The organism is Pseudomonas sp. NFACC25 (assembly GCF_900100935.1).
Lineage (GTDB): Bacteria > Pseudomonadota > Gammaproteobacteria > Pseudomonadales > Pseudomonadaceae > Aquipseudomonas > Aquipseudomonas marginalis.
This window is the reverse complement of record NZ_FMUC01000001.1, coordinates 26,539-49,836: the sequence shown is the minus strand read 5'-3', so window position 1 is coordinate 49,836 and position 23,298 is coordinate 26,539. Positions and strand designations below refer to the sequence as shown.

22 protein-coding genes are annotated in these 23,298 nt (G+C 61.4%); 8 read left to right on the top strand and 14 right to left on the bottom strand.

From position 1 onward, the window contains the following. Positions 1–27 precede the first annotated feature (27 nt). Positions 28–816, bottom strand: coding sequence for an SDR family NAD(P)-dependent oxidoreductase (locus BLQ09_RS00235; RefSeq protein WP_092354632.1), 789 nt, complete (start codon positions 814–816; stop codon positions 28–30). Between the two features lie 177 nt (positions 817–993). On the opposite strand from BLQ09_RS00235, the gene BLQ09_RS00230 reads away from it, so the two are divergent. The 3 genes from BLQ09_RS00230 (at position 994) to BLQ09_RS00220 (ending at position 4,483) form a co-directional block, all read left to right on the top strand. Next, complete coding sequence (locus BLQ09_RS00230; protein WP_065926999.1) at positions 994–1,581, top strand: TetR/AcrR family transcriptional regulator; 588 nt, start codon at positions 994–996, stop codon at positions 1,579–1,581. A gap of 116 nt (positions 1,582–1,697) precedes the next feature. Next, positions 1,698–3,341, top strand: a complete 1,644-nt coding sequence (locus BLQ09_RS00225; RefSeq protein ID WP_027606217.1) for an MFS transporter — start codon at positions 1,698–1,700, stop codon at positions 3,339–3,341. Beyond that, on the top strand, positions 3,338–4,483 hold the full coding sequence (locus BLQ09_RS00220; RefSeq protein ID WP_027606218.1) for an HlyD family secretion protein: 1,146 nt from the start codon (positions 3,338–3,340) through the stop codon (positions 4,481–4,483). The genes BLQ09_RS00225 and BLQ09_RS00220 overlap by 4 nt, the downstream gene beginning before the upstream one ends. Before the next feature lie 147 nt (positions 4,484–4,630). Here BLQ09_RS00220 and BLQ09_RS00215 read toward each other — a convergent pair whose 3' ends face one another. The 9 genes from BLQ09_RS00215 to copC form a co-directional block, all read right to left on the bottom strand. Next, the gene (locus tag BLQ09_RS00215) at positions 4,631–5,548 is read right to left on the bottom strand and encodes an aldose 1-epimerase (protein ID WP_051429363.1); all 918 of its coding nucleotides are present in this window, start codon (positions 5,546–5,548) and stop codon (positions 4,631–4,633) included. Further along, entirely contained in the window at positions 5,548–6,828 is a 1,281-nt protein-coding gene (locus tag BLQ09_RS00210) for a TRAP transporter large permease (RefSeq protein WP_065940170.1), read from the bottom strand. Before BLQ09_RS00210 ends, BLQ09_RS00215 begins: the two co-directional genes overlap by 1 nt. A 1-nt stretch (position 6,829) precedes the next feature. Then, complete coding sequence (locus tag BLQ09_RS00205) at positions 6,830–7,357, bottom strand: TRAP transporter small permease (RefSeq protein ID WP_027606220.1); 528 nt, start codon at positions 7,355–7,357, stop codon at positions 6,830–6,832. Between the two features lie 66 nt (positions 7,358–7,423). Beyond that, entirely contained in the window at positions 7,424–8,386 is a 963-nt protein-coding gene (locus BLQ09_RS00200) for a TRAP transporter substrate-binding protein (protein WP_027606221.1), read from the bottom strand. Between the two features lie 51 nt (positions 8,387–8,437). Beyond that, complete coding sequence (locus BLQ09_RS00195; RefSeq protein WP_092354629.1) at positions 8,438–9,313, bottom strand: SMP-30/gluconolactonase/LRE family protein; 876 nt, start codon at positions 9,311–9,313, stop codon at positions 8,438–8,440. Positions 9,314–9,343: 30 nt separating this feature from the next. Continuing rightward, a complete protein-coding gene (locus BLQ09_RS00190; protein WP_092354626.1) occupies positions 9,344–10,162 on the bottom strand; it encodes an NAD-dependent epimerase/dehydratase family protein in 819 nt (272 codons plus the stop codon). A 221-nt stretch (positions 10,163–10,383) separates the two neighbouring features. Next, the gene (locus tag BLQ09_RS00185; protein WP_027606224.1) at positions 10,384–11,634 is read right to left on the bottom strand and encodes an OprD family porin; all 1,251 of its coding nucleotides are present in this window, start codon (positions 11,632–11,634) and stop codon (positions 10,384–10,386) included. 191 nt (positions 11,635–11,825) lie between these two features. Then, entirely contained in the window at positions 11,826–12,683 is an 858-nt protein-coding gene (gene copD / locus BLQ09_RS00180) for a copper homeostasis membrane protein CopD (RefSeq protein WP_092354623.1), read from the bottom strand. A gap of 3 nt (positions 12,684–12,686) precedes the next feature. Beyond that, positions 12,687–13,052: a copper homeostasis periplasmic binding protein CopC gene (gene copC, locus BLQ09_RS00175; RefSeq protein WP_027606226.1), complete on the bottom strand. Its 366-nt coding sequence runs from the start codon at positions 13,050–13,052 to the stop codon at positions 12,687–12,689. A gap of 115 nt (positions 13,053–13,167) precedes the next feature. On the opposite strand from copC, the gene BLQ09_RS00170 reads away from it, so the two are divergent. Then, positions 13,168–13,788: a TetR/AcrR family transcriptional regulator gene (locus tag BLQ09_RS00170; RefSeq protein WP_027606227.1), complete on the top strand. Its 621-nt coding sequence runs from the start codon at positions 13,168–13,170 to the stop codon at positions 13,786–13,788. Between the two features lie 94 nt (positions 13,789–13,882). Here the strand turns inward: BLQ09_RS00170 and preA are convergent, their stop codons facing one another. From preA to hydA, 3 genes are all read right to left on the bottom strand, one after another. Further along, the gene (gene preA, locus BLQ09_RS00165; RefSeq protein WP_027606228.1) at positions 13,883–15,157 is read right to left on the bottom strand and encodes an NAD-dependent dihydropyrimidine dehydrogenase subunit PreA; all 1,275 of its coding nucleotides are present in this window, start codon (positions 15,155–15,157) and stop codon (positions 13,883–13,885) included. Then, positions 15,157–16,524 (bottom strand): NAD(P)-dependent oxidoreductase, encoded by a 1,368-nt coding sequence (locus tag BLQ09_RS00160; RefSeq protein WP_092354620.1) that lies wholly within the window; start codon positions 16,522–16,524, stop codon positions 15,157–15,159. Before BLQ09_RS00160 ends, preA begins: the two co-directional genes overlap by 1 nt. Before the next feature lie 156 nt (positions 16,525–16,680). Further along, positions 16,681–18,120 (bottom strand): dihydropyrimidinase, encoded by a 1,440-nt coding sequence (gene hydA, locus BLQ09_RS00155; RefSeq protein ID WP_027606230.1) that lies wholly within the window; start codon positions 18,118–18,120, stop codon positions 16,681–16,683. A 591-nt stretch (positions 18,121–18,711) separates the two neighbouring features. Between hydA and BLQ09_RS00150 the strand changes: the two genes are divergently transcribed. Next, the gene (locus BLQ09_RS00150; RefSeq protein WP_065940162.1) at positions 18,712–20,193 is read left to right on the top strand and encodes an NCS1 family nucleobase:cation symporter-1; all 1,482 of its coding nucleotides are present in this window, start codon (positions 18,712–18,714) and stop codon (positions 20,191–20,193) included. 25 nt (positions 20,194–20,218) lie between these two features. After that, complete coding sequence (locus BLQ09_RS00145; RefSeq protein ID WP_092354617.1) at positions 20,219–21,502, top strand: Zn-dependent hydrolase; 1,284 nt, start codon at positions 20,219–20,221, stop codon at positions 21,500–21,502. Between the two features lie 120 nt (positions 21,503–21,622). Here the strand turns inward: BLQ09_RS00145 and BLQ09_RS00140 are convergent, their stop codons facing one another. Beyond that, positions 21,623–22,081, bottom strand: a complete 459-nt coding sequence (locus tag BLQ09_RS00140) for an REP-associated tyrosine transposase (protein ID WP_027606233.1) — start codon at positions 22,079–22,081, stop codon at positions 21,623–21,625. A gap of 369 nt (positions 22,082–22,450) precedes the next feature. On the opposite strand from BLQ09_RS00140, the gene BLQ09_RS00130 reads away from it, so the two are divergent. Together BLQ09_RS00130 and BLQ09_RS00125 are read left to right on the top strand one after the other, a co-directional pair. Next, positions 22,451–22,834 (top strand): polymorphic toxin type 44 domain-containing protein, encoded by a 384-nt coding sequence (locus tag BLQ09_RS00130; protein ID WP_027606234.1) that lies wholly within the window; start codon positions 22,451–22,453, stop codon positions 22,832–22,834. After that, complete coding sequence (locus BLQ09_RS00125) at positions 22,812–23,264, top strand: hypothetical protein (RefSeq protein WP_081744437.1); 453 nt, start codon at positions 22,812–22,814, stop codon at positions 23,262–23,264. Before BLQ09_RS00130 ends, BLQ09_RS00125 begins: the two co-directional genes overlap by 23 nt. Positions 23,265–23,298 lie beyond the last annotated feature (34 nt).

The following is a 23,298-nucleotide window of genomic DNA, read 5'->3' as shown; positions in this document are numbered from 1 at the left end:
TTCGGTTCCCATGGCTATAGGTGACAATCACGCCTTGGCTTGATAGCGCTCGGCGACGACCGACTGGCGAATCTCTGACAGCAAACCCTGGCGGGCGGCTTGCAGGGCATCCCAGCGGGCGGCGTCTTGCAATGGCGGAATGGTCACCGGCTCGCGACGATCAAAACCGACCAGCGCAGCATCGACCAACTCGTCCACGCTCATGATTTCGCTCAGGGTATTGATGTCGATGCCTGCGCGATCCCAGATCTCCGTGCGGGTGGCGGCTGGAAGAACGGCTTGCACGTAGACGCCCTTGGGCGAGAGTTCGAGGCTCAGCCCTTGGGATAGAAACAGCACGAACGCCTTGGTTGCGCCGTAGACGCTCATGCCGAATTCCGGTGCCAGCCCCACCACCGAGCCAATGTTGATGATCGCGCCGTTACCGGCGTGTACCAGGCGTGGCGCGATGGCGCTGGCGAGTCGCACCAGGGCGGTGGTGTTGAGCGCGACCAGGTTGGTAACGCTGTCGATGGATTGCTCGATGAAGCTGCCGGAGAGGGCGGCGCCCGCATTGTTCACCAGGATGCCGATACTGGCGTCGTCACGCAGGCGTGCTTCGACGCGGACCAAGTCACCGGTTTGAGTCAGGTCGGCCTGGATCACGTCAATGGACACCGCGTGTTTCTCACGCAGCTGCGAGGCCAGTGCGTCCAGCCGGCCTTTATCGCGGGCTACCAGCACGAGATTGTGCCCACGTTGGGCAAAACGCTCGGCGTAGGTCGCGCCAATGCCTGTTGAGGCGCCGGTAATCAGTACGGTTTCTGGGGTGCTCATAAGTAGATGCTCTAGATTGTTCAGGATGATCAGAGACGGCGACCCGCGCCGCACAGCCGCAGAGACATGGGCTGGTGGTTTTATGATGTCGATCATAATCAAAGATGTCAACAGTTTTGATTGTGATCGACATCAGAGTATAGTCAGGCCATTGTTCAGGAGTCCCAGGGGCGCGAAATGAAGATCACCAAGACACAATCACTCGCCAACCGAGCTCATATTGTGGAGACGGCGTCAGAGCTGTTTCGTGAGCGTGGCTATGACGGTGTGGGTGTGGCAGAACTCATGGCTACTGCGGGTTTTACCCAGGGAGGCTTCTACAAACACTTCGGCTCCAAGGCCGACTTGATGGCCGAAGCAGCGGAAAATAGCCTGGCAAAGTCCCTGTCGAATAGCTCCGATCTGGACATTCCGGGCTTTGTGAACCTGTACGTGTCCAGGGATCACAGAGACGGCAGGGGAGAGGGCTGCACCATGGCAGCCTTGTGTGGTGACGCGGCCCGTCAGTCAGATGATCTGAAGGCAACCTTTGCCAGTGGCGTTGAAAACACGCTGGCAGCACTCGAGGACAAGTACACGGCGGGTGTGGATGTGCCCAGGCAAGAGGTCCGCGCGAAAATGATCGACCTGCTGGCCCATGCAATCGGTGCGGTCATGCTGTCGCGGGCGTGTCCGGATGACTCGGCCCTGGCGGATGAAATATTGGAAACGTGCCGCGCTGAGATAATGGCATCCCTGCCATCGAGTAAAGAAAGCAGCGCATGAGTGGCAAGATGGGCGCTGACCGATGCGCCCAAGATGGCAAGATGAACCCCGCTCAGGTTTACTACTCTGAGTAGTGGTTTTACCGACGTCACCCGTCGGCTCATCTAGGTCATCGAATGGACAAATACACCCCCCGCCCCTGGGAACCCCACGAGCGCCCGAGCCTGCCGGGCTCGCCGTCGACGCCGCTGCATCCGACGCACAAGCGCTGGCTGTTCGCGATGGTCGGCGTGCTGGTGGCAATCACCGGTGGCCTGGGCAACGCGCTGGTCATCGCCAACCTGCAATACCTGCAAGGCGCCCTCGGTGCGACCACCGCGGAAATGGCCTGGCTGCCCGCCGCCTATGTGATGACCAACGTGTGCATGAACCTGCTGCTGGTGAAGTTCCGCCAGCAATTCGGCCTGCGCGCGTTTACCGAGGTGTTCCTGGTGCTCTACGCGCTGGTGACCTTCGGCCACTTGTTCGTCAACGACCTCAACTCGGCCATCGCCGTACGGGCCGCCCACGGCATGGTCGGCGCGGCGCTGAGTTCGTTGGGCTTGTACTACATGATCCAGGCGTTCCCGGCCAAGTGGCGGTTGAAATCCCTGGTGCTGGGGCTGGGTACGGCGCAGTTGGCGTTGCCCCTGGCGCGGCTGTTCTCCGAGGACCTGCTGCAGATCGCCGAATGGCGCGGGCTTTACCTGTTCGAACTGGGCCTGGCGCTGATCTGCCTGGGTTGTGTATTCCTGCTCAAACTGCCCCCCGGCGACCGCTTCAAGACCTTTGAAAAACTCGACTTCGTCACCTTCGCCATTCTCGCCAGCGGTGTCGCGCTGCTGTGTGCGGTGCTGTCCCTGGGGCGTATCGACTGGTGGCTGGAAGCGCCGTGGATCGGCGTGGCCTCGGCCTGTTCCCTGGTGCTGATCATGGCCGGCCTGGCCATCGAGCATAACCGCGCCAACCCGATGCTGATGACCCGCTGGCTGGGCAGCGGCACCATGATCCGCCTGGCGTTGGCGGTGATCCTGATTCGCATGGTGCTGTCGGAGCAGTCCACCGGTGCGGTGGGGTTCATGCAGATGCTGAACATGAGCTACCAGCAGATGCATACGCTGTACGTGGTGATGCTGGCCGGCGCGATCAGCGGGCTGGCGGTCAGTGCGCTGACGATCAACCCGGCGCACCTGCTGATGCCGCTGGTGATTTCCCTGGCGCTGATGGCCACCGGCTCGGTGATGGACAGTTTCTCCAGCAACCTCACGCGTCCGCAGAACCTGTACATCAGTCAGTTCCTGCTAGGCTTCGGTGGCACCTTCTTCCTGGGGCCGACCATGGTGCTGGGGACCAAAAACGTGCTGGCCAACCCGCGTAACCTGGTGAGCTTTTCGGTGATGTTCGGGATCTGCCAGAACCTCGGCGGCCTGATCGGCGCGGCTTTGCTCGGGACCTTCCAGATCGTGCGCGAGAAGTATCATTCCAGCATGATTGTCGAGCATCTGACCTTGCTTGACCCGCGTGTGGCCGCGCGGGTGCAGAGCGGCGGCTCGGCCTATGGCGGCATCGTCGCCGACCCGGAACTGCGTAACCTCATGGGCATCCGCAGCCTGGCCACGGCGGCGACCCGCGAGGCCAATGTCATGGCCTACAACGATGTGTTCATGCTGATCGCGATTATCGCGATCCTGACCATGATCTGGATCTTTATCCGCAGTCTGTGGCTGATGAGCACCACTAAAACAGCCACTCCCGTTCAACCCAGCGGCGCTACTTCATGACCGAACCGACCACCACGACCACCAACGCCATCGCCGCCACCCCGGAAGGCACCACGCCGCCCGGCGCCACGGTCACCGAGCCGCGCTCATTGCGCGTGCGCATTCTCTCGTCCCTGGGCTTTGCCGCGATTGCCATCGTCGGCGTGCTGATCGTGCTGTATGCCTGGCAATTGCCGCCGTTCAGCAGCGCGGTGGAAACCACCGAGAACGCCCTGGTGCGCGGCCAGGTGACCATCATCGGCCCGCAGCTCAGCGGCTATGTGTTCGAGGTGCCGGTGCAGGACTTCCAGTACGTCAAGGCCGGCGACCTGCTGGTGCGCCTGGATGACCGCATCTACAAGCAACGCCTCGACCAGGCCCTGGCGCAACTGGCGGTGCAGAAGGCCGCGCTGGCCAATGTGGTGCAGCAACGCAACAGTGCCGAAGCGACGATCAAGCTGCGCCAGGCCGCACTGGTGGACAGCCAGGCCCAGGCGCGCAAAAGCACTGCCGACTTGCGCCGCAACGAAGAGCTGATCAGCGACGGTTCGGTGTCCCGGCGCGAGCTGGACGTGACCCGCGCCGCCAATGCCCAGACCATCGCGGCGGTGGCCCAGGCCCAGGCCAGCCTGGAAATTGCGCGGCAGGATTTGCAGACGGTGATCGTCAATCGCGGCTCCCTGGAAGCGGCGGTGGCCAGTGCCGAGGCGGCGGTGGAGCTGGCGCGGATCGACCTGTCCAACACCCGCATTACGGCGCCCCGTGACGGGCAGTTGGGGCAGATTGGCGTGCGCCTGGGGGCCTACGTCAACTCCGGCGCGCAGTTGATGGCGCTGGTGCCGAAGCAGCTGTGGGTGATCGCCAACATGAAGGAAACCCAGATGGACAATGTGCAGGTCGGCCAGCCGGTGACCTTCACCGTGGATGCGCTCAACCACCGCAGGTTTCACGGCACGGTGCAGCATATCTCCCCAGCCACGGGCTCGGAGTTCAGCCTGTTGCAGGCGGACAACGCGACGGGCAACTTTGTGAAGATTGCCCAGCGCGTGCCGGTCAGGATTACGGTGGACCCGGATCAGGCTGAGAGCGAACGGTTGCGGCCGGGGTTGTCGGTTGTGGTGAGTATCGACACGGCTGGGCGGCTGAAAAACTCTCCACCCTGACATCACTCTCGGATTACGGGCACACCGAGCCTGGGCGAGGTGCCGAGTGGTGGGGCGAAGCGTTTTGCTTACTTTTGCGCTGTTCAAAAGTGAGTCGCTGTAAGAGCGAAACCCTAAGTGGCCGTTACCGCGGCAACGGATATGTACTCATTCCACGCCAACATCCTGGTCGGCTGTCAGGCCGCCATCGGGGGCAAGCCCCCCTCCCACATGTTGAATGTATTTCAGGTTGAAATTGAGTTGGACCGATTGATTGTGTTCCAGCAGTTTCAGGCCCGGCCGTCCCGCCAGGTGATGAGCATTCACCGGATGGCTCACCGGCTCGATGCAAAAGAACCCCAGCCCCGGCGGGCAGTACAGCAGGAAGTAATCGGCCCCGCTGGCCTGGCATTCCAGTGTATAGCCCAGGTCCGGCTGTTCGATCCGGCAATAGCCATCCCACTGGCAGAAGCCATTGTCCACCAGGCCTTCGGGCAGAGGTTTCAATGCCTGGAAATCCCACTCGCCCGGCACCGGCGCCAACCCCGTCGGCAGCTTGGATGCGTCACTCATCCACACCTGTGCGGCCCTGGCCTGCAACCGGGTACCCGGCCGGCGCGGAAAGTAAGGATGCAAGCCCACGCCATGCCATGCGGCTGTTTCGGCCAGGTGCGTCACCCGCAGCTCGATACTCAGCATCCCATCGCTCAAGCGAATCCGCTGCTCGGCGCGATAGGCAAACGGCGTCTCGCACAGTACCTCCAGCACCACTTCATCCGCCGTGTGGCTGACCACCTGCCACGCCTGTTGCCAGGCCGAGCCATGGATCGGCAGCGGATCGGTGAGGCTGTTGGGCGTGAGCGCGAGCCAACCGTCGGGGTTGTCGAAACCGCCGTGGGCAATACGGTTGGACCAGGGCACCAATGGATAGCACCCCAGCTTGCCCGGCAAACCGGTATGGATCGCCTGCTCATCGTTATGGCGCAACAACGGCTGGCCGGTGGCGCGCACCGTCCAGTTGACCAGGCTGCCGCCCACGGCCGGATTCACGGTGAGGTGGGTCAGGTTATCTTCGAGTTCGATCATCACAGCACCACGCTCGGCAGCCACAACGACAGCGCCGGAATGTACGTCACCGCCATCAGCACCAGGAACAGCACGGCATAAAACGGCAGTAGCGCCTTCACGGTCTTCTCGATACTCACCTTGCCCACCGCCGCGCCCACGAACAGCACCGCGCCCACCGGCGGCGTAATCAAGCCAATGCCGAGGTTGACCAGCATGATCATGCCGAAGTGCACCGGGTCGACGCCGATACCGAGGATTACCGGCAGCAGGATGGGCGTGAGGATCAGGATCAGCGGCGCCATGTCCATCACTGTGCCGAGCAACAGCAGCATGGCGTTGATGCACATCAGGATCACGTAGCGGTTGTCCGACAGGGTCAGGAACAGCGTGGTGATCTTCGCCGGGATCTGCATCAGGGTCATGATGTAGCCGAAGCTGGCCGCGAAGGCGATCAGGATCATCACGATGGAAATGGTGCGCACCGTGCGGTGCATCAGCTTGGGCAGCTCGCTCCACTTGTAGTCGCGGTAGATGAACATGGTCACGAAGAATGCCCACAACACGGCAATCGCGGCGGACTCGGTGGCGGTGAAGATGCCCGAGAGGATGCCGCCGAGGATGATCACCATGGCCATCAGGCCCCAGAGCGCGTCGGCGCAGATTTTCAGCGCCTGCTTGAGCGGGATCACTTCGCCCTTGGGGTAGTTGCGTTTTTTCGCGAAGATCAGGCACAGCACCATCAGGCACGCGCTCATCAGCAAGCCGGGCACCACGCCGGCCATGAACAGCGAGGCGATGGACACCGTGCCGCCCGCCGCCAGGGAGTAGAGCACCGAGTTATGGCTGGGCGGGGTCAGCAGCGCCTGCACCGAACCGCTGACGGTGACGGCGGTGGCAAATTCCCGTGGGTAGCCACGGCGCTCCATTTCCGGGATCAGCACCGAGCCCACCGAGGCGGTGTCGGCCACCGACGAGCCGGAGATGGCGCCAAAGAACGTCGAGGCCATGATGTTCACCAGCGACAGGCCACCGCGCACAAACCCCACCAGCACCCCGGCAAACGCCACCAGCCGGCGCGACATGCCGCCCTCGGCCATGATCGCCCCCGCCAGCACGAAGAACGGTATCGCCATCAGCGAAAACTTGTTCACCCCGCCTGCGACCTGAATCATCAGGGCCTGGAACGGGATGTCGATCCACCATGCGCCAATCAGCGCCGACAAGCCCAGGGCGTAGGCCACCGGCATGCCGATCAGGATCAAGGCGATAAAGCTGCCCAGCAGAATCAATGCGTCCATATCAGGCAGCCCCTTCGCTTTCTTCCACCAGGTCGAAGCGCACCACGCGCCGGTTGCTCTGGTCTCCGAGCAGGAGTTTTTCCACCACGAAGATCAGGGTCAGCAACCCGCCAATCGGGATCGGCATATAGGTGATGCCCACGCGCAGGGTCGGGATGGCGCTCATGAACTGGTTCCAGGTGGACAGGCACAGCTTGGTGCCCCAGATCGCCATGAACAGGCAGATGGTGCCCATCAACAGTTGTGACAGGATGCCGACGATGCGGCGCTGGGCGGGCGGCAGGCGGTCCGTGACCATGGCCACCGACATATGCGCGCCGGCGCGGTAGCTGGCGGCGGCACCGATAAAGGTGAACACCAGCATCAGCAGGATGGCGGTGGGCTCCGGCCAGCTGGAGCCGGTGCCGAGGACGTAGCGGGCGAAGATGCCCCAGGGAATGATCAGCGCGACGCCGAGAACCGAAAGGCCGGCGACCCAGATGCAGGTCATGTAGATGCGGTCGTTGATGCGCAGCAGTAGATTCTTCATGGCGTTCACCGTAACCGGGCGCGGCGGTGCAGACCGCGCCGGGCCTTTTGCGAGAGGCAGGAGAGGTTATTGAACGGCGTCGATGCGCGCGATGATGTCGGCGTAAGGCGCGCCGTACTTGGCGCGAACCGCTGCGGTGGCGTCATAGAAGGGCTTTTTGTCGACGGTGATGAACTCGACGCCGGCCTTTTTGAGTTTTTCCTCACTGCTGGCGGACTTGGCGTCCCACAGCGCGCGCTCATCGGCCTGGGCGGCCTTGGCGGCGTTTTTGACCATGACCTGTTGCGCCGGGGTGAGCTTGTTCCAGGTGATTTTCGACATCACGATGGGCTCGGGCAGGATCAGGTGCTCGGTGAGGGTGTAGTACTTGGCATTCTGGAAGTGATTGTGTTCCAGCAAGGTCGGCGGGTTGTTCTCCGCGCCGTCGATCACCCCCGTCTGCAAGGCGCTGAAGATCTCGCCGGTGTCCATGGCAATGCCGTTGGCGCCCATCGCGTTGAAGGCATCGATGAACAGCGGGTTGCCTTGCACGCGGATCTTCATGCCCTTGAGGTCTTCGATCCTGCGCACCGGCTTCTTGGTGTAGAGGTTGCGTGTGCCGCCGTCCATCCAGGCCAGGGCCACCAGGCCGAACTCGGAGTCGGTGATCTTGGCGAGGATCTCATCGCCGATCTCGCCATCGATGACCTTGCGCATATGCGCCTGGTCGCGGAACACGAACGGTAGGTTGAACACGTTCACGTCCGGTACTACCGGCCCGACGATGCCGAGGCTGACGCGGGTCATCTGCACGGCGCCGACCTGGGCCTGTTCGACCACTTCCTTCTCGGAGCCCAATACGCCGCCGGGGAAGTACTTGAAGGTCAGTTCGCCGTTGCTTTCCTTGGTCAGGGCCTTGCCCATGTTTTCTTCGGCGACGACGGTGGGGTAGCCGGCGGGGTGGATGTCGGCGAATTTGATTTCCAGCGCGTGGGCGGCGCTGCTGAGGGTAAAGACTGCGGCGGCGAGCAAGGTGCGTTTGAAGTCCATGGGAGGTCACTCCTGTGTTGTTATTGTTGTATTCAAGGCACAGCGATGCAGCTAGAGGATGAAGCGGGGCTCCGGCAATCCGGTGACACCGGGGTTGAGGGCGAACACGCCGCCGGACACTGACTGTTCACTCTGGTCGTCACGGATCGAGGTGACAAACAGAGTATCCAGGCGGCTGCCGCCGAAGGCGCACATGGTGGGTTTTTTCACCGGTACGGTGAGGGAGCGGTCCAGGCGCCCGTCGGGGGTGAAGCGGTGGATCAGGCCAGCGTCGTTGGCGCAGATCCAGTAGCAGCCATCTGCGTCCACGGCGGCGCCGTCGGGGCGGCCGAGGAAGTTGTGCATGTCGACGAACACGCGACGGTTGGACGGCGTGCCGGTGTCGATGTCGTAGTCGAAGGCCCAGATCTGCTGCACCAGCGGGTGCGAATCCGAGGCATACATCGTGCGGCCATCGGGGCTGAAGGCCAGGCCGTTGAGGGTGATAAAACCGTCCAGCTGGGCGTGGGGGGCTGAACCCGATGCATAGCGATAGAGGATACCTTCGGCCGCATTCGCGCCCATGTTCAGCACCATGCTGCCGGCCCAGAAACGGCCCTGGCGGTCGCAACGGCCGTCGTTCAGGCGCATGTCCGGGCGTGGATGCTCGACACTGGCCAACGGCGTGGTATCGAGGCTGGCGTCGTTGTGCGGTGTGAGTTGGAAGAAGCCGGTTTCCATCCCGGCGACCCAGTTGCCCGCCGTGGTGCGGGCAATGCAGGCGAGCATCTGCGGGGCTTTCCAGGCGGCAACGTGGCCGCTGGCGGCGCTCCATTTTTGCAGGCCGCCGTTGGGGATATCCACCCAGTACAGGGCGTTTTCCTCGGGCACCCACACCGGGCATTCGCCCACGGCATTGCGGGCGTCGACGATCAATTCAGCAGTCATGGCCACTCATTCCCTTGGGTTGGTGTGAACTCAGTCACCGAACGGCCCGGCGGCGCAGAACGCCCCACCCTGATAGACCTTGGCCGGGTCATCGGCGGCCACCGGTGGCTGGGTTTCGACCTGGGCGCGGAAGACTTCGGAGCTGTCTTTCGGGGCGTAGCCCAGGTGCGCGGCGTAGCGGTTGTCCCACCAGGTGTCGAGGTTATCCGACATGCCGTAGACCACGGTGTGGCCGACGTTCGGCGTATACAGCGCGCGTTCCAGCAGTTGGGTCAGGTCGTCGAAGCTCAGCCAGGTGTGCATCATCCGGCGGTTCTGCGGTTCCGGGAACGAGGAGCCGATACGGATGCTCACGGTCTCGATGCCGTAGCGGTCGAAGTAGAAGCTCGCCATGTCTTCGCCGTAGGACTTGGACAGGCCGTAGTAGCTGTCGGGGCGGCGTGGGGAGTGGGCGTCGATGGTTTCGGTCTGCTTGTAAAAGCCGATCACATGGTTGGAACTGGCGAAGATCACACGTTTTACCCCATGGCGGCGCGCGGCTTCGTAGATATGGAAGGTGCCGCTGATATTGGCGCCGAGGATTTCTTCAAACGGACGCTCCACCGATACACCGCCGAAGTGCAGGATGGCGTCGACGCCTTCCACCAGGTGGTGCACCGCTTGTTTGTCGGCGAGGTCGCAGGGCTGGACTTCTTCCGAGGCATCCACCGGCGGGGCCATGCTGGCGATGTCCGACAGGCGCAGCACCTGGGTGTAGGGACGCAGGCGTTCGCGCAGGACTTTGCCGAGGCCGCCGGCGGCACCGGTGAGCAGCAGGCGGTTGAAGGGAGCGGGGGTGGTCGTGGTCATGGGGATTCCAAATTTTTGTTGTAGGTTGTCGTATGACTATACCGAAGTATTGTTAGGGATCCCCCAGGTTGTCAACGTTCTTCCAGACGAGTGAGATTCAAATGTGGGAGGGGGCTTGCCCTCGATGAGGGCGTGCCAGTGAATGCATCTGTTACTGACCCACCGCCATCGGGAGCAAGCCACCTCCCACAGGGGATTTTCCGGGGCTGGGAGACTAGGTTCTACAGCAGGGAGATTGGATAGCTGATAAAGATCCGGTTTTCGTCGAACTCGTTGGTGCTGAAATCCCGACGCATGGTGGAATTCCGCCACTTAACGTTGAGGTTCTTCAACGCACCGCTCTGCACGGTGTAGGCCAGTTCCGATTCGCGCCCCCATTCCTTGCCATCGGTGATCGCCCCGGTATGTACGTTACTGCCGCTGATATAGCGGTTCATCAGGGTCAGTCCCGGCACGCCGAGTACCACGAAGTTGAAGTCATGCCGCACCTGCCAGGATTTTTCCTTGGCGTTGTCGTAGCTGGCGTTGTAGCTGTCGTTGGCCAGGGTGCCGCCACTGGTGCCGTTGACGCGCATCCACACGCTGTCGCCGGTGAGTTTTTGCAGGCCCACATAGAAGGTGTTGCCGCCGTATTTGGCCGAGAGCAGGGCGAACACGGTCTTGTTGTCGAGGTCGCCGGCCAGGGCGCTGCCGTCTTCCTTGCCGTTGAAGAAACCGAGGTTGGCCCCCAGGGTCCAGTCGCCCACGGGCTGGCTGTGGGTCAGGTTGAAGTACTGCTGCTGGTAGATATCGGCCAGCTCGGCGTACCACACGCCGACCTGGGTGCGCTTGTCGTTGAAGGTGTATTCGCCGCCGCCGAAGTTGAAGCGATCGGAGGTGAACGCGGCTTTGCCGTTCATGAACATGTCTTCCATGCTCGCGTCGTTGCGCGGGCTGTTGCCGCGAAACTGGCCGCCGTAGAGGGTCAGGCCGGCGATTTCGCTGGACGTCACCTGGCCGCCGCGAAAGGTCTGTGGCAGCGAGCGGCCATCGTCGGAGCGCAGGATCGGCAGCACCGGCATCCACTCGCCGACCTTCAGTTCGGTCTTCGACAGCCTGGTTTTCAGCGCCACGCCCAGGCGCCCGAAGTTGTCGGCGGGACGGCCGTCGTCGTGGATCGGCAACAGTTGGGTACCGCCGGTGCCTTTGCCGCCATCGAGCTTCTGGGAATACAGCCCCAGCACATCGATGCCGAACCCCACGGTGCCCTGGGTGAAGCCGGACTTGGCGTCGAGAATAAAACTCTGCGTCCACTCTTCGGCCTTGCCCTGGGGGTTGCTCGGGTTGGTGAAGTTGCGGTTGAAGTAGGCGTTGCGCAGGTTGAGCGTGGCCTTGGCATCATCGACGAAACCGTCGGCATGGGCGAGGAGGGGCAGGGTAAACAGGCCGATAACACTGAGACGCGCGGACGAATTGCGGGCGAATGGACTCACAGTGACGCTCCCTTTCATTTGTTGTTTTTATTATTTGTTATACGTCGTCGTACAACATTAGGGCGGATATTTGCGGGGTTTTCGTGGGGTGTCAAGCAGAAGTTGTACGATGACTAGGTGAGGGTTGATCCAGAGCGCACAGGGTCAATGTGGGAGGGGCGGTGCGACGATTCGACTTGCCCCTTCCACATTCAGCCCGCCAGGGCCATCGGCGGCAAAGTGCCAAGGAGTGAAACGGCCGCGACTGCACAAACACCGAGCAGCCATTCCAGCATTACGCTGGCCTTCAAGCTGCCCAGCCGCTGTTCGCCGTTATCCAGGCGCAACCGGTTCAACAATGCCAGGGCCAACATGCCCAGCACCAGCATCACCTTGATCAACAGAATCAGGGCAAAACCACTGAACAACGGCGTGGGCCACAGCTGCCCGGTAAGTACGCGCACATTGATCAGGCCGGTCACCAGCAGGCCGCTGACCAGGCCATAACCCACGCCGCTGAAACGACGCAGGACAGGCGCCAGCTCAACACGGTGTGACTGCCTGAGGATCAATACCAGCAGCAGTAACCCACCCAGCCATGCGCCGACGCATATCAGGTGCACCACCTGGTTGAGGATCAACAACTGCCCGCTCAGCCCGTCGAGCATGGCGCCATGGCCGACCGGGGCGAGGGTCATCAGCAGCAGTGTGAGCAATGGCAGGCGCGGGGTTTTCCACGGGGTTATCAGGGCGATGACCACCAAGCCATTGACGATCAGGTGCCAGGTCCACACCTGGCCAAAAAAGGTCTTGCCCAGCACCAACTGCACGGTCGACAGTTCCAGTGCCGCCGGCCATGAACCGGCCATGCTGGCGGTAATCAACCCCAGCCAGATCAGCCCCGACGCGAGGGCCGTCCATGCCAGCCCACGGGTGATGCGCAGCAATTGCCGGTCGAGCATGGGCTGCGCTGCAGCGCCGAGAAGCCAGGGCCTGAATACACAGGCCCCGAACATCAACAGCACGACGATGAAATGCACAAACCGGCACAGCACCAGCAGCGTTGCCATGGGTTATTGGCCGACCTTGAAGCTGTATTCACCGCTGCTCTTGTGGGTGTCCACCGACACCGCATTCCACACCACCTTGTAGGTGCCCGCCGCAAGTGGGGCGGCCGGTGTCACCACCAGGGTTTTCTTGTCGGCGTCCGGGGTTTCCAGGCCTTTGATGGCGATTTCGATGCCGTCCTTGCTCAGGGACACCTTGGTGAAGGTGGCTTCGACGCCTTCGCTGAAGGTCAGGCGCAGGTCTTGGGGCGCGGTGACGCTGCTGTCCGCCGCAGGCGTGGCGCTTTTGAGATGAGCATGGGCAAATGCTGCGGAGGCACCCAGCAGGGAGGCGAGCAGGGCGACAGTGGTCAGGGTTTTCTTGATCAACATTGTGCAATACCCATCAATGGTTAGGAGCGGGCAGTGTACGAAGTTTCGACTGCGCCTGTCGCCCCGATCTAGAGCGGTGGTAGTCTTTGGGGCATGTCTTTGTCAGGGAGCCCTTATGGGCAATCACAAGAGCGGAATTCGCCGGGTCAACGTCGAGAAAATCCTGCTGGCGGCGGAGAAGATCTTCGCCGAAAAGGGCTACGGCAGCACCGCCATGGCCGATATCGCCGAAGAAGTACAACTGCCGCGCTCCAACCTGCATTACTACTTCACCACCAAGAGCGAGCTGTACAGCGCGGTGCTGTTCGACCTGCTGGAAGTGTGGAAGCAGGACGCCCTCAGCTTCGAGACCTTCGATGACCCTCGGGTGGTGCTCAGCAGTTACATCCGCGCCAAGATGCAACGCTCGCGCACGCGGCCTTATGGTTCCAAGGTCTGGGCCAACGAGATCATCCACGGTGCGCCCACACTCGGTGAGGCCCTGGATGAGAGCCTGTACGACTGGGCCAAGATGAAGGAAGCGAAAATTCGCCAGTGGGTGGAAGACAAACGCATCCTGCCGGTGGAGCCGTCGAGCCTGCTGTACATGATCTGGGCGTCGACCCAGCACTATGCCGACTTTGATCACCAGGTGAAGATTTTGAATGATCACCAGCCGTTGTCGGATATGCAGTTCGAGAAGGCGATCCAGACGGTGACCAGTGTGATTTTGCGTGGGATTGGGTTGGAGCCTTGAGTACTGTGGTGGGGCTTAGGGCCTCATCGGGGGCAAGCCCCTCCCACATTTGATGTGTGGTGTGGGAGGGGGCCCCCGATAGTGGCCTGAAGGACTACACCGCCTCTCGATAGGGATTCCTCGGATCCTGCGTCCAATTCAAAAACGGCTTGCCCGTGTCGATCGGTACCATCTCGATGCAATCCGCCACCGGGCAGGTGATCTGGCACAGGTTGCAGCCCACGCACTCGTCATCGATCACTTCGTATTTATGCGTGCCGTCCGCCTGTTTCAGACTGGCGATGGCCTGGTGCGAGGTGTCCTCACAGGCAATATGGCAACGCCCACAGCCAATGCACGCCGCCTGGTCGATCCTGGCGATCACCTGGTAGTTGATGTCCAGGTACTTCCAGTCCGTGGTGTTGCCCACCGCACGCCCGGAAAATTCTTGCAGGCTGGTGTAGCCCTGGCTGTCCATCCACCGCGACAGCCCATCCTTCATCTCTTCCACGATGCGAAAACCATGCAGCATCGCCGCCGTGCACACCTGCACCGCGCCGCAACCGAGGGCGACGAATTCCGCGGCGTCGCGCCAGTTGTCGATGCCGCCGATCCCGCAGATCGGTAGGCCCTGGGTCTGTGGGTCACGGGCGATTTCGGCAACCATGTTCAGGGCAATCGGCTTGACCGCCGAACCGCAGTATCCGCCGTGGGTACTCTGGGTGCCGACCATCGGCAGGGCGACCATGCGTTCCAGGTCCACGCTGGTGATGGAGTTGATGGTGTTGATCAGCGACACCGCGTCCGCACCGCCGCGATACGCCGCCCGCGCCGCCACGCGGATGTCGGTGATATTCGGCGTGAGCTTGACGATCACCGGCAGCGAGCAATAGGTCTTGCACCAGCGCGTCACCTGTTCCACGTATTCCGGCACCTGGCCCACCGCCGCGCCCATGCCGCGTTCGGGCATGCCGTGGGGGCAGCCGAAGTTCAGCTCGATACCGTCGCAGCCGGTGGCTTCCACCAGGGGCAGGATGTTTTTCCAGGACTCCTCTACGCAGGGCACCATCAGCGACACGATCAGCGCGCGGTCGGGCCAGTCTTTTTTGACCTGGGTGATTTCCCGCAGGTTGATCTCCAGGGAGCGGTCGGTGATCAGTTCGATATTGTTGATGCCCAGCACTTCACGGTTGGCGCCGTAGTGCGCCGAGTAGCGCGATGACACATTGACCGCCGCCGGGTCTTCACCCAGGGTCTTCCACACCACGCCGCCCCAGCCCGCTTCAAATGCGCGGACCACGTTGTAGGCTTTGTCGGTGGGCGGCGCGGAGGCCAGCCAGAACGGGTTGGGGGCCTTGATACCGGCAAACACAATCGAGAGATCGGCCATTACGCAGCCTCCACATTCAGCATGAGTTGGGCGTGCATGGCTTCGGCGGCCAGCTTGCCGTGTTGCACCGCCTGCACGGTGAGGTCCTGGCCGAGGCTGACGCAGTCACCGCCGGCGTAGACCCCGGGGATGCTGGTGCGCAGCTGTTCGTCGACGAAAATACGCTCGCCGACGCGATGCAGTTGTTGCGCCAGGGGATCGTGCAAGGCGTCGTTGTCGAAGCCCTGGCCGATGGCCTTGAAGATGGCATCGGCGGCCAGTTCGAAGGTTTCTCCGGTGGATTGCAGGCGGCCGTTTTCCAGGCGGGTGCGGGAGAAGCGCATGCCGCGTACGTGGCCCTGGTCGTCGAGCAGGACTGCTTCGGGTTGGGCCCAGGTCAGCAGGCGCACCTGATTGGCCTTGGCGATGTCCTGCTCATGGTGGGTGGCGCCCATGTCGGCCAGGCCACGGCGGTAGACGAGGTTCACATCACGGGCACCGAGCCGGGCCATTTGCACAGCCATGTCGATGGCGGTATTGCCGGCGCCGAGCACGATGCAGCGGTCGGCCAGGGGCAGTTGGCTCAGGTCATCGGCCTGGCGCAGTTCGCGGATATAGTCGGTGGCGGCGAGCAGGCCGGGTGCGTCCTCATGGGGTAAGCCGAGTTGCTTGCTGGCCGCCAGGCCCAGGCCAAGGAACACCGAATCGAATTGCTGGTGCAGTTCGCTCAGGGTGAGGTTGTCGCCCAGGCGCTGGCCGTGGCGCATTTCGATGCCGCCGATCTGCAGGAGGAAATCCAGTTCCTTCTGGGCGAAGTCGTCGACCAGCTTGTACTTGGCGATTCCGTATTCATTCAGGCCACCGGCCTTTTCCTGCGCTTCGAAGATCACCACGTCGTGCCCGTGCACAGCGGCGCGATGGGCGCAGGCCAGCCCTGCGGGACCTGCGCCGACCACGGCGATGCGTTTGCCGGTGGGGGCGGCACGCTGGAACGGGTGTTCGCTGAAGTGGGCGTTATCGATGGCGTAGCGTTGCAACAGACCGATCAGCACCGGCGCGCATTCTTCGGCGTTGTTACGCACGCAGGCTTGCTGGCAGAGGATCTCCGTCGGGCAGACCCGCGCGCAGCTGCCGCCAAGGATGTTGGCCGAGAGGATTTTCTGCGCTGCGCCCTGGACGTTGTCGGTGTGGATATTGCGGATGAACGACGGGATGTCGATTTCGCTGGGGCATGCGGTCACGCAAGGGGCGTCGTAGCAATAGAGGCAGCGCGAGGCTTCCAGTTGGGCCTGGCGCGCGTTGAGCGGCGGCGCCAGGTCGGTGAAATGGCTGGCGAGGGTGGCGCCGTCTTCATGGGGATGGGGGAGGTGGGTCAGGGTCTGGATCACGGTGTGGGCCTCACGGTTTTTTTGGATTGCCTCTAAGTGGGCATTTTTGTTGCCTGTACTGGCCTCATCGGGGGCAAGCCCCCTCCCACATTCGACCGAGTTGTATCTGAATGAATGCGGTCAAGTGTGGGAGGGGGCTTGCCCCCGATAGCGGTCTCAGCGCTTCACAGCAACCGGCCTGGAATGCTCCGCCCGCTTGCTCAACTGCTCGAACACCGACGGATACGCCGGCCGTTCCACATAGCGCCCGGCGCCACGTTCGGCGCGCAGGTCGCCATCGGCCCAGACCAGCTTGCCCTGGCTGATGGTGTGGCTCGGCACGCCGCGCACGGTCTTGCCTTCGAAGATGTTGAAGTCCACCTTCTGATGGTGAGTCTTGGCGGAAATGGTCCGCGTGCCTTCGGGATCCCACAGCACCAGGTCGGCATCCGCACCCACGCGGATCGCGCCTTTGCGCGGGTAGAGGTTGAAGATCTTCGCGGTGTTGGTGGAGGTCAGCGCGACGAATTCCTGCATCGACAGGCGTCCGCTGTTGACCCCTTCGTGCCACAGCAGCGCCATGCGGTCTTCGATACCGGCGGTGCCGTTGGGGATCTTGCTGAAGTCGTCACGCCCGACGGCTTTTTGCTCGGCGCAGAAGCAGCAGTGGTCGGTGGCGGTGGTGTGCAGGTTGCCGGATTGCAGGCCATGCCACAGCGCTTCCTGATGCCCGCGCGGGCGGAACGGCGGGCTCATCACATAGCCGGCGGCGGTTTGCCAGTCGGGGTGCTGGTAGACGCTGTCGTCCAGCAGCAGGTGGCCGGCGAGCACTTCGCCGTAGACCGCCTGGCCCTTGCCCCGGGCGTAGGTGATTTCATCCAGCGCTTCCCGGGTGGAGACGTGCACCAGGTACAGCGGCGTGCCGATGGTCTCGGCGATACGGATAGCGCGGCTGGCCGCTTCGCCTTCCACCTGGGACGGGCGCGACAGCGGGTGCGCTTCCGGCCCGGTGATGCCCTGGGCCATCAGCTTGCGTTGCAGGTGGTACACCAGCTCGCCGTTTTCCGCATGCACGGTGGGTACGGCGCCGAGTTCCAGGCAGCGTTCGAAGCTGGCCACCAGGGTGTCGTCGGCCGCCATGATCGCGTTCTTGTAGGCCATGAAATGCTTGAAGCTGTTGATGCCGTGGTGGCTGACCAGCTCGGCCATTTCCTCGCGCACCTGCTCGCTCCACCAGGTGATCGCCACGTGGAAGCCGTAGTCGGCCGCGGATTTTTCCGCCCAGCCCCGCCACTGATGGAACGCTTCCATCAACGATTGCTGCGGGTTGGGAATCACGAAGTCGATAATCGACGTGGTGCCTCCGGCCAGACCCGCCGCCGTGCCGCTGAAAAAATCTTCACTGGCCACCGTGCCCATGAAGGGCAGTTGCATATGGGTATGGGGGTCGATGCCGCCGGGCATCAAATATTGGCCGCTGCCGTCGAGTTGTTCAGTGCCGGCGGGGATATCCAGGTCCGTGCCAATGGCGCGAATCAGACCGCCTGCGCATAAAACATCGGCGCGGTAACTTTCATCATGGGTAATAACGGTGGCGCCACGGATCAACAGCGACATGTCGAGTTCCTCACAGGCTTGACCGGCTTGTGCCAGTTCTAAGTGTTGTATGGCTACGCGCCGATGGTCGGTTAATTCCTGTCATCGGTGACAGGAATAGAAACTAGTCCGAGTTTTTCGATTGGGCAAGAAGATTTTTTATAAGCTTATATTGAATTTAAATTGTTGATTTATAAGGTAAAAAATACAAAATCACCAAAATGCAGCGGCCTCTCACCATTTTGACGCACTTGACAGGTTCTCAATATGAGCAACATTTCTTATTGCAAATCAGACGCTTGAGAGATGCCTCTTGACGGGGTCGGTAAATAAAAATAATTGTGGTGCACCAGATTGAGTCCTGACAGTTCGGATAACTTGCGCGTTATTTAGCCTGAGTCACGCGGCAAGTACCGTAGGCACAATCGGAAAGCTGATTAACATCAGCCAGTTATATAAGCGGTGCGGGTTCAAGGGCAGTTGTCGGCACGGTTATTGAGTGCAGTGGTAGCTGGCCGGGCCCGTGATGTCATGTTGTTTACGAGGTACTCCGGCCACCCTGCGTTCAGCGCGGGGTGAGCAACAATAATTCGAAAAAACCGTGGAGCGGCCATGCAACAGAACAGATCGCAAGTCATTGAGCGCAACGGCCTGTACGAACTCGACGCCGGCCCCGACGTCCTCGACAGCCCTCGCTACAACCACGACATGGCACCGACCAAGGTGCACGAACGCACCTGGAACAAGTGGCACATCACCGCGCTGTGGGTCGGCATGTCGATCTGCGTGCCCACCTACACCCTGGGCGGTGTGCTCACCGCGTATTTCGGCCTGTCGGTGGGTGAGGCGCTGATGGCGATCTTGCTGGCCAATATCGTGGTGCTGATCCCGCTGACCCTCAACGCTTTCCCCGGCACCAAGTACGGCATTCCGTTTCCGGTGTTGCTGCGTTCGTCCTTCGGCATCCTCGGTTCCAACGTGCCGTGTTTGATTCGGGCATTGGTGGCCTGCGGCTGGTTCGGGATCCAGACCATGTTCGGCGGGCTGGCGATCCATCTGTTCCTGGGCTCGATTTTCGAGGGATGGAAGTCCCTCGGCGGCACCGGTGAAGTGATCGGCTTCATGATTTTCTGGTGCCTGAATCTGTGGGTGGTGCTGCGCGGTGCCGAGTCGATCAAGCGTCTGGAAACCCTCTCGGCGCCGTTGCTGGTGGCGGTGGGCATCGGCCTGCTGGTATGGGCGATGCCCAACGTGTCGATCAGCGAGTTGATGGCAATCCCGCCCAAGCGGCCCGAAGGCGCGAGCCTGACCGGTTACTTCATGGCCGGCCTTACCGCGATGGTGGGGTTCTGGGCCACCTTGTCGCTGAATATTCCCGACTTCAGCCGCTACGCCAAAAGCCAGAAGGACCAGATCCTCGGGCAGATTTTCGGCCTGCCGCTGACCATGTTCCTGTTCGCCGCCCTCGGCGTGATCATGACCGCCGCCTCGGTGAAACTGGTGGGCGTCAGCGTATCCGACCCAGTGACCCTGATCGGCCATATCCAGAGCCCGGTGTGGGTGGCCGTGGCCATGGCGCTGATCATCGTCGCCACGTTGTCCACCAACACCGCCGCGAATATCGTCTCGCCCACCAACGACTTCCAGAACATCGCGCCCAAGCTGATCAACCGCACCACGGCGGTGATCCTCACCGGGTTGGTGGGCTTGGCGTTGATGGGCCACGAACTGCTGAAAAAACTCGGCCTGATCGTCTCGGATGTGAGCCTGGAAACCGTGTATTCCAACTGGTTGCTGGGCTATTCGAGCCTGTTGGGGCCGATTGCCGGGATCATGGTGGTGGACTACTTCATCACCCGCAAACAACAACTGGACCTGGCCGGCCTCTACCGCGACGACGTGTACCCGGCGTGGAACTGGAGCGGTTTTATCGCCTTCGGTGTGCCGGTGGTGCTGACCTTGCTGTCCCTGGGCAGTGATGCGTTCAGCTGGTTCTACAGCTACGGCTGGTTTACCGGTTCGGCGTTGGGCGGGTTGTTGTATTACGGCCTGAATGCCAGGCGTGGAGCCAGCCCGGTGGTTGTCAATTCATAAGAAATACACGCCTGAGGAGATCCCCATGAACGCTGCCCTTGACGTTCTGCAATCGACCCACCAGCACATCAACCGCGACCGCTTGTGGCAGTCGCTGATGGACCTGGCCAAACTCGGCGCCACCCCCAAGGGCGGCGTGTGCCGCCTGGCCCTCACCGACCTCGACCGCAAGGCCCGCGACCTGTTTGTGCAGTGGTGCGAAGACGCCGGTTGCACCGTGACCGTCGACGGCATCGGCAATATCTTCGCGCGCCGCCCTGGGCGTAATCCCGACCTGCCGCCGGTGATGACCGGCAGCCATATCGATACCCAGCCCACAGGTGGCAAGTTCGATGGCTGCTTTGGCGTGCTGGCGGGAGTGGAGGTGCTGCGTACGCTCAATGACCTCAAGATCGAAACCGAGGCGCCCTTGGAAGTGGTGGTGTGGACCAACGAGGAAGGCTCGCGCTTCCCGCCGTGCATGATGGGCTCGGGTGTGTTTGCCAGGAAATTCACCCTGGCGGATACCCTGGCCAAGGTCGATGCGGACGGGGTCAGCGTGGGTGATGCGCTGAATGCGATCGGCTACGCGGGAACCCGTCCTGAGAGTGGGCACAAGGTCGGTGCGTATTTCGAGGCGCATATCGAACAAGGGCCGATTCTGGAGGATGAGAAAAAGACCATCGGCGTGGTGCTCGGCGCCCTCGGGCAGAAGTGGTTCGACCTGAAACTGCGCGGTGTCGAGGCCCATGCGGGGCCGACGCCGATGCACCTGCGCAAGGACGCCCTGGTAGGCGCGGCGGCGGTGGTGGCGGCGGTCAATGCGGCGGCCTTGGGGCACCAGCCCCATGCGTGCGGGACCGTCGGTTGCCTGCAGGCGTATCCCGGTTCACGCAACGTCATTCCTGGCGAAGTGCGCATGACCCTGGACTTCCGGCACTTGGAACCGGCACGGTTGGATTCGATGATTGCCCAGGTGCGCAAGGTAATCGACGAGACCTGTGCCAGGCATGGGCTGAGTTTTGAAATGGAACCCACGGCTGACTTCCCGCCGCTGTACTTCGACAAAGGCTGTGTGGACGCCGTGCGCGATGCGGCCAATGGGCTGGGCTTGTCGAACATGGACATCGTCAGCGGGGCAGGGCACGACGCGATTTTCGTCGCCGAGTTGGGGCCGGCGGGGATGATCTTTGTGCCGTGTGAAGGGGGCATCAGCCACAACGAAATCGAGAACGCCGCCCCGGATGACCTGGCGGCGGGGTGTGCGGTGTTGTTGCGGGCCATGGTGGCCGCTTCAGCCGCCATCGCCAGCGGCAAACTCGCCGCCTGAAATGCGGAAAAAATGTGGGAGGGGGCTTGCTCCCGATAGCGGTGTATCAGTTACAGATAAGCTGACTGACCTACCGCAATCGGGAGCAAGCCCCCTCCCACATTTGAACTGTGTATGACGTTAAACCCAGATGGCATCCCACAGTGGGTAGTCGCCAATCCGCTCGACCAGACCCGCTCGCAATGGATTAGCCACCACATACCGGGCCATTTTCACCAAGTCATCTTCCTTGCGCAGAGCCTGGTCATGAAAGCTCTCTTGCCAGAGCCGGCCCTTGCGACCACTCACGCCATTGACGGTCCTGGTGCTTTTTGACTTCACCTGGCGCATCAAGTCCGCCAGCGAGCCTTTTTTCAGTTCAAGCAGCCAATGGAAATGGTCCGGCATGATGACCCATGCCAGGGAGTTGGCCAGCCCTTGGTACTGGGCTAACCGAAATTGCCAGACCACCAGGCGAGCGAGATGAAAATTGCTGAATATCGGTATGCGTTCGTGGGTGTTGGTGGTGATGAGGTAGATACGGTTGGGTTCGCTGAATCGACCGATGCGCAGGCGGTGTGAAGCGGGTAAATCTGCCATTCCCTTGCCCTCTCTAGATGTGCTTAGAGAGGCTAGATTGGCGAGCAGGAGGTTGATGGGCAGGCTTTTGGCAGGATGTGTCTGGAAGGACGCTATCGGGGGCAAGCCCCCTCCCACATGGGGGCCGCAGTGCTTATACATTATGTGTCTGACGCAGGATCAGTGTGGGAGGGGGCTTGCCCCCGATGAGGCCAGAACTGACGCTGCCGCAACCTCATTGCACTTGGAAGTATCTTGCTTTGAGGCTGTGGTGTAAGGCATGTCTTACTCCTTCGTACGAATCCTCTTTTGCTCTTCTCCTCGCTCATCATCTTGGCTATCCGGTGTTAGGTTCTGCCGCGCAAAAACCTAATGCAGAGGAAGCATGCAATGGCGAACCCTATACCCCCGCCTGGTGTATCGGTTGACGAAAATATGGCCACCGCTTTTCATAAAAAGAATGTACTGAAAGCCGGTTCAGCGTTTATGTACTCTTGGTTTTATACTCAGGTCCGCAATCGCGGCCCGTGGGACTACAAGCAAATTTCCAAAGAATATGAAGCGTTTGGAAACTTTCACTATGGCGCCGTGGGGATTGCCGCGGGTTTCAGCGAAGAAGTGCTTTTACGTGCAGCGGGACTTGCTCAAACCAGGGCGGGTACGGATAAACCCGAGTTTGGTCGTTGGTGGGGGGATGCGCCTTTCGGTGACGATCCAGTCGACCAATATTGGATCAAGAAAGGAATCAGGTATGCCAGGTTCAGGAACTACTAGAAAGTCGCTTTATTCAACGGTCACAACGATCTTGCTGGCGCTTTGCTTGGTGTATATCGCTGGTGATTGGCTGCTTTCGCCGGGCCGTCCGCAATTGACGGAGGTTGTACTCCGCGTGCCGATCAGTGATGACGCTTCGATCTATGGCGTCAAGGATGATCGCGGAGGGGCCACTGTGCCGTTCAGTTACCGATATTACGTTTACCGCACCTTGGGAACCGATAGTGAAATATTGGCTTTATTGAAAGATGCCAATCCGTTTCTAGTTACGCGTGACGGGGCGGTAAAAGTTGATGTCGAGAGCCGTTCGATTACGGTTTCGGTGTCGGGGGATGTATCCGACTATCACAGCAGTACCCTGTATCGGCATGCCAATGGTAGTGATTACACAGTGGTGAGTGTTTTTCTTAATAGTCGGCCAGAGGGCTGAAATATGCGGTGGATCAGTCAGTGATGATTGACTG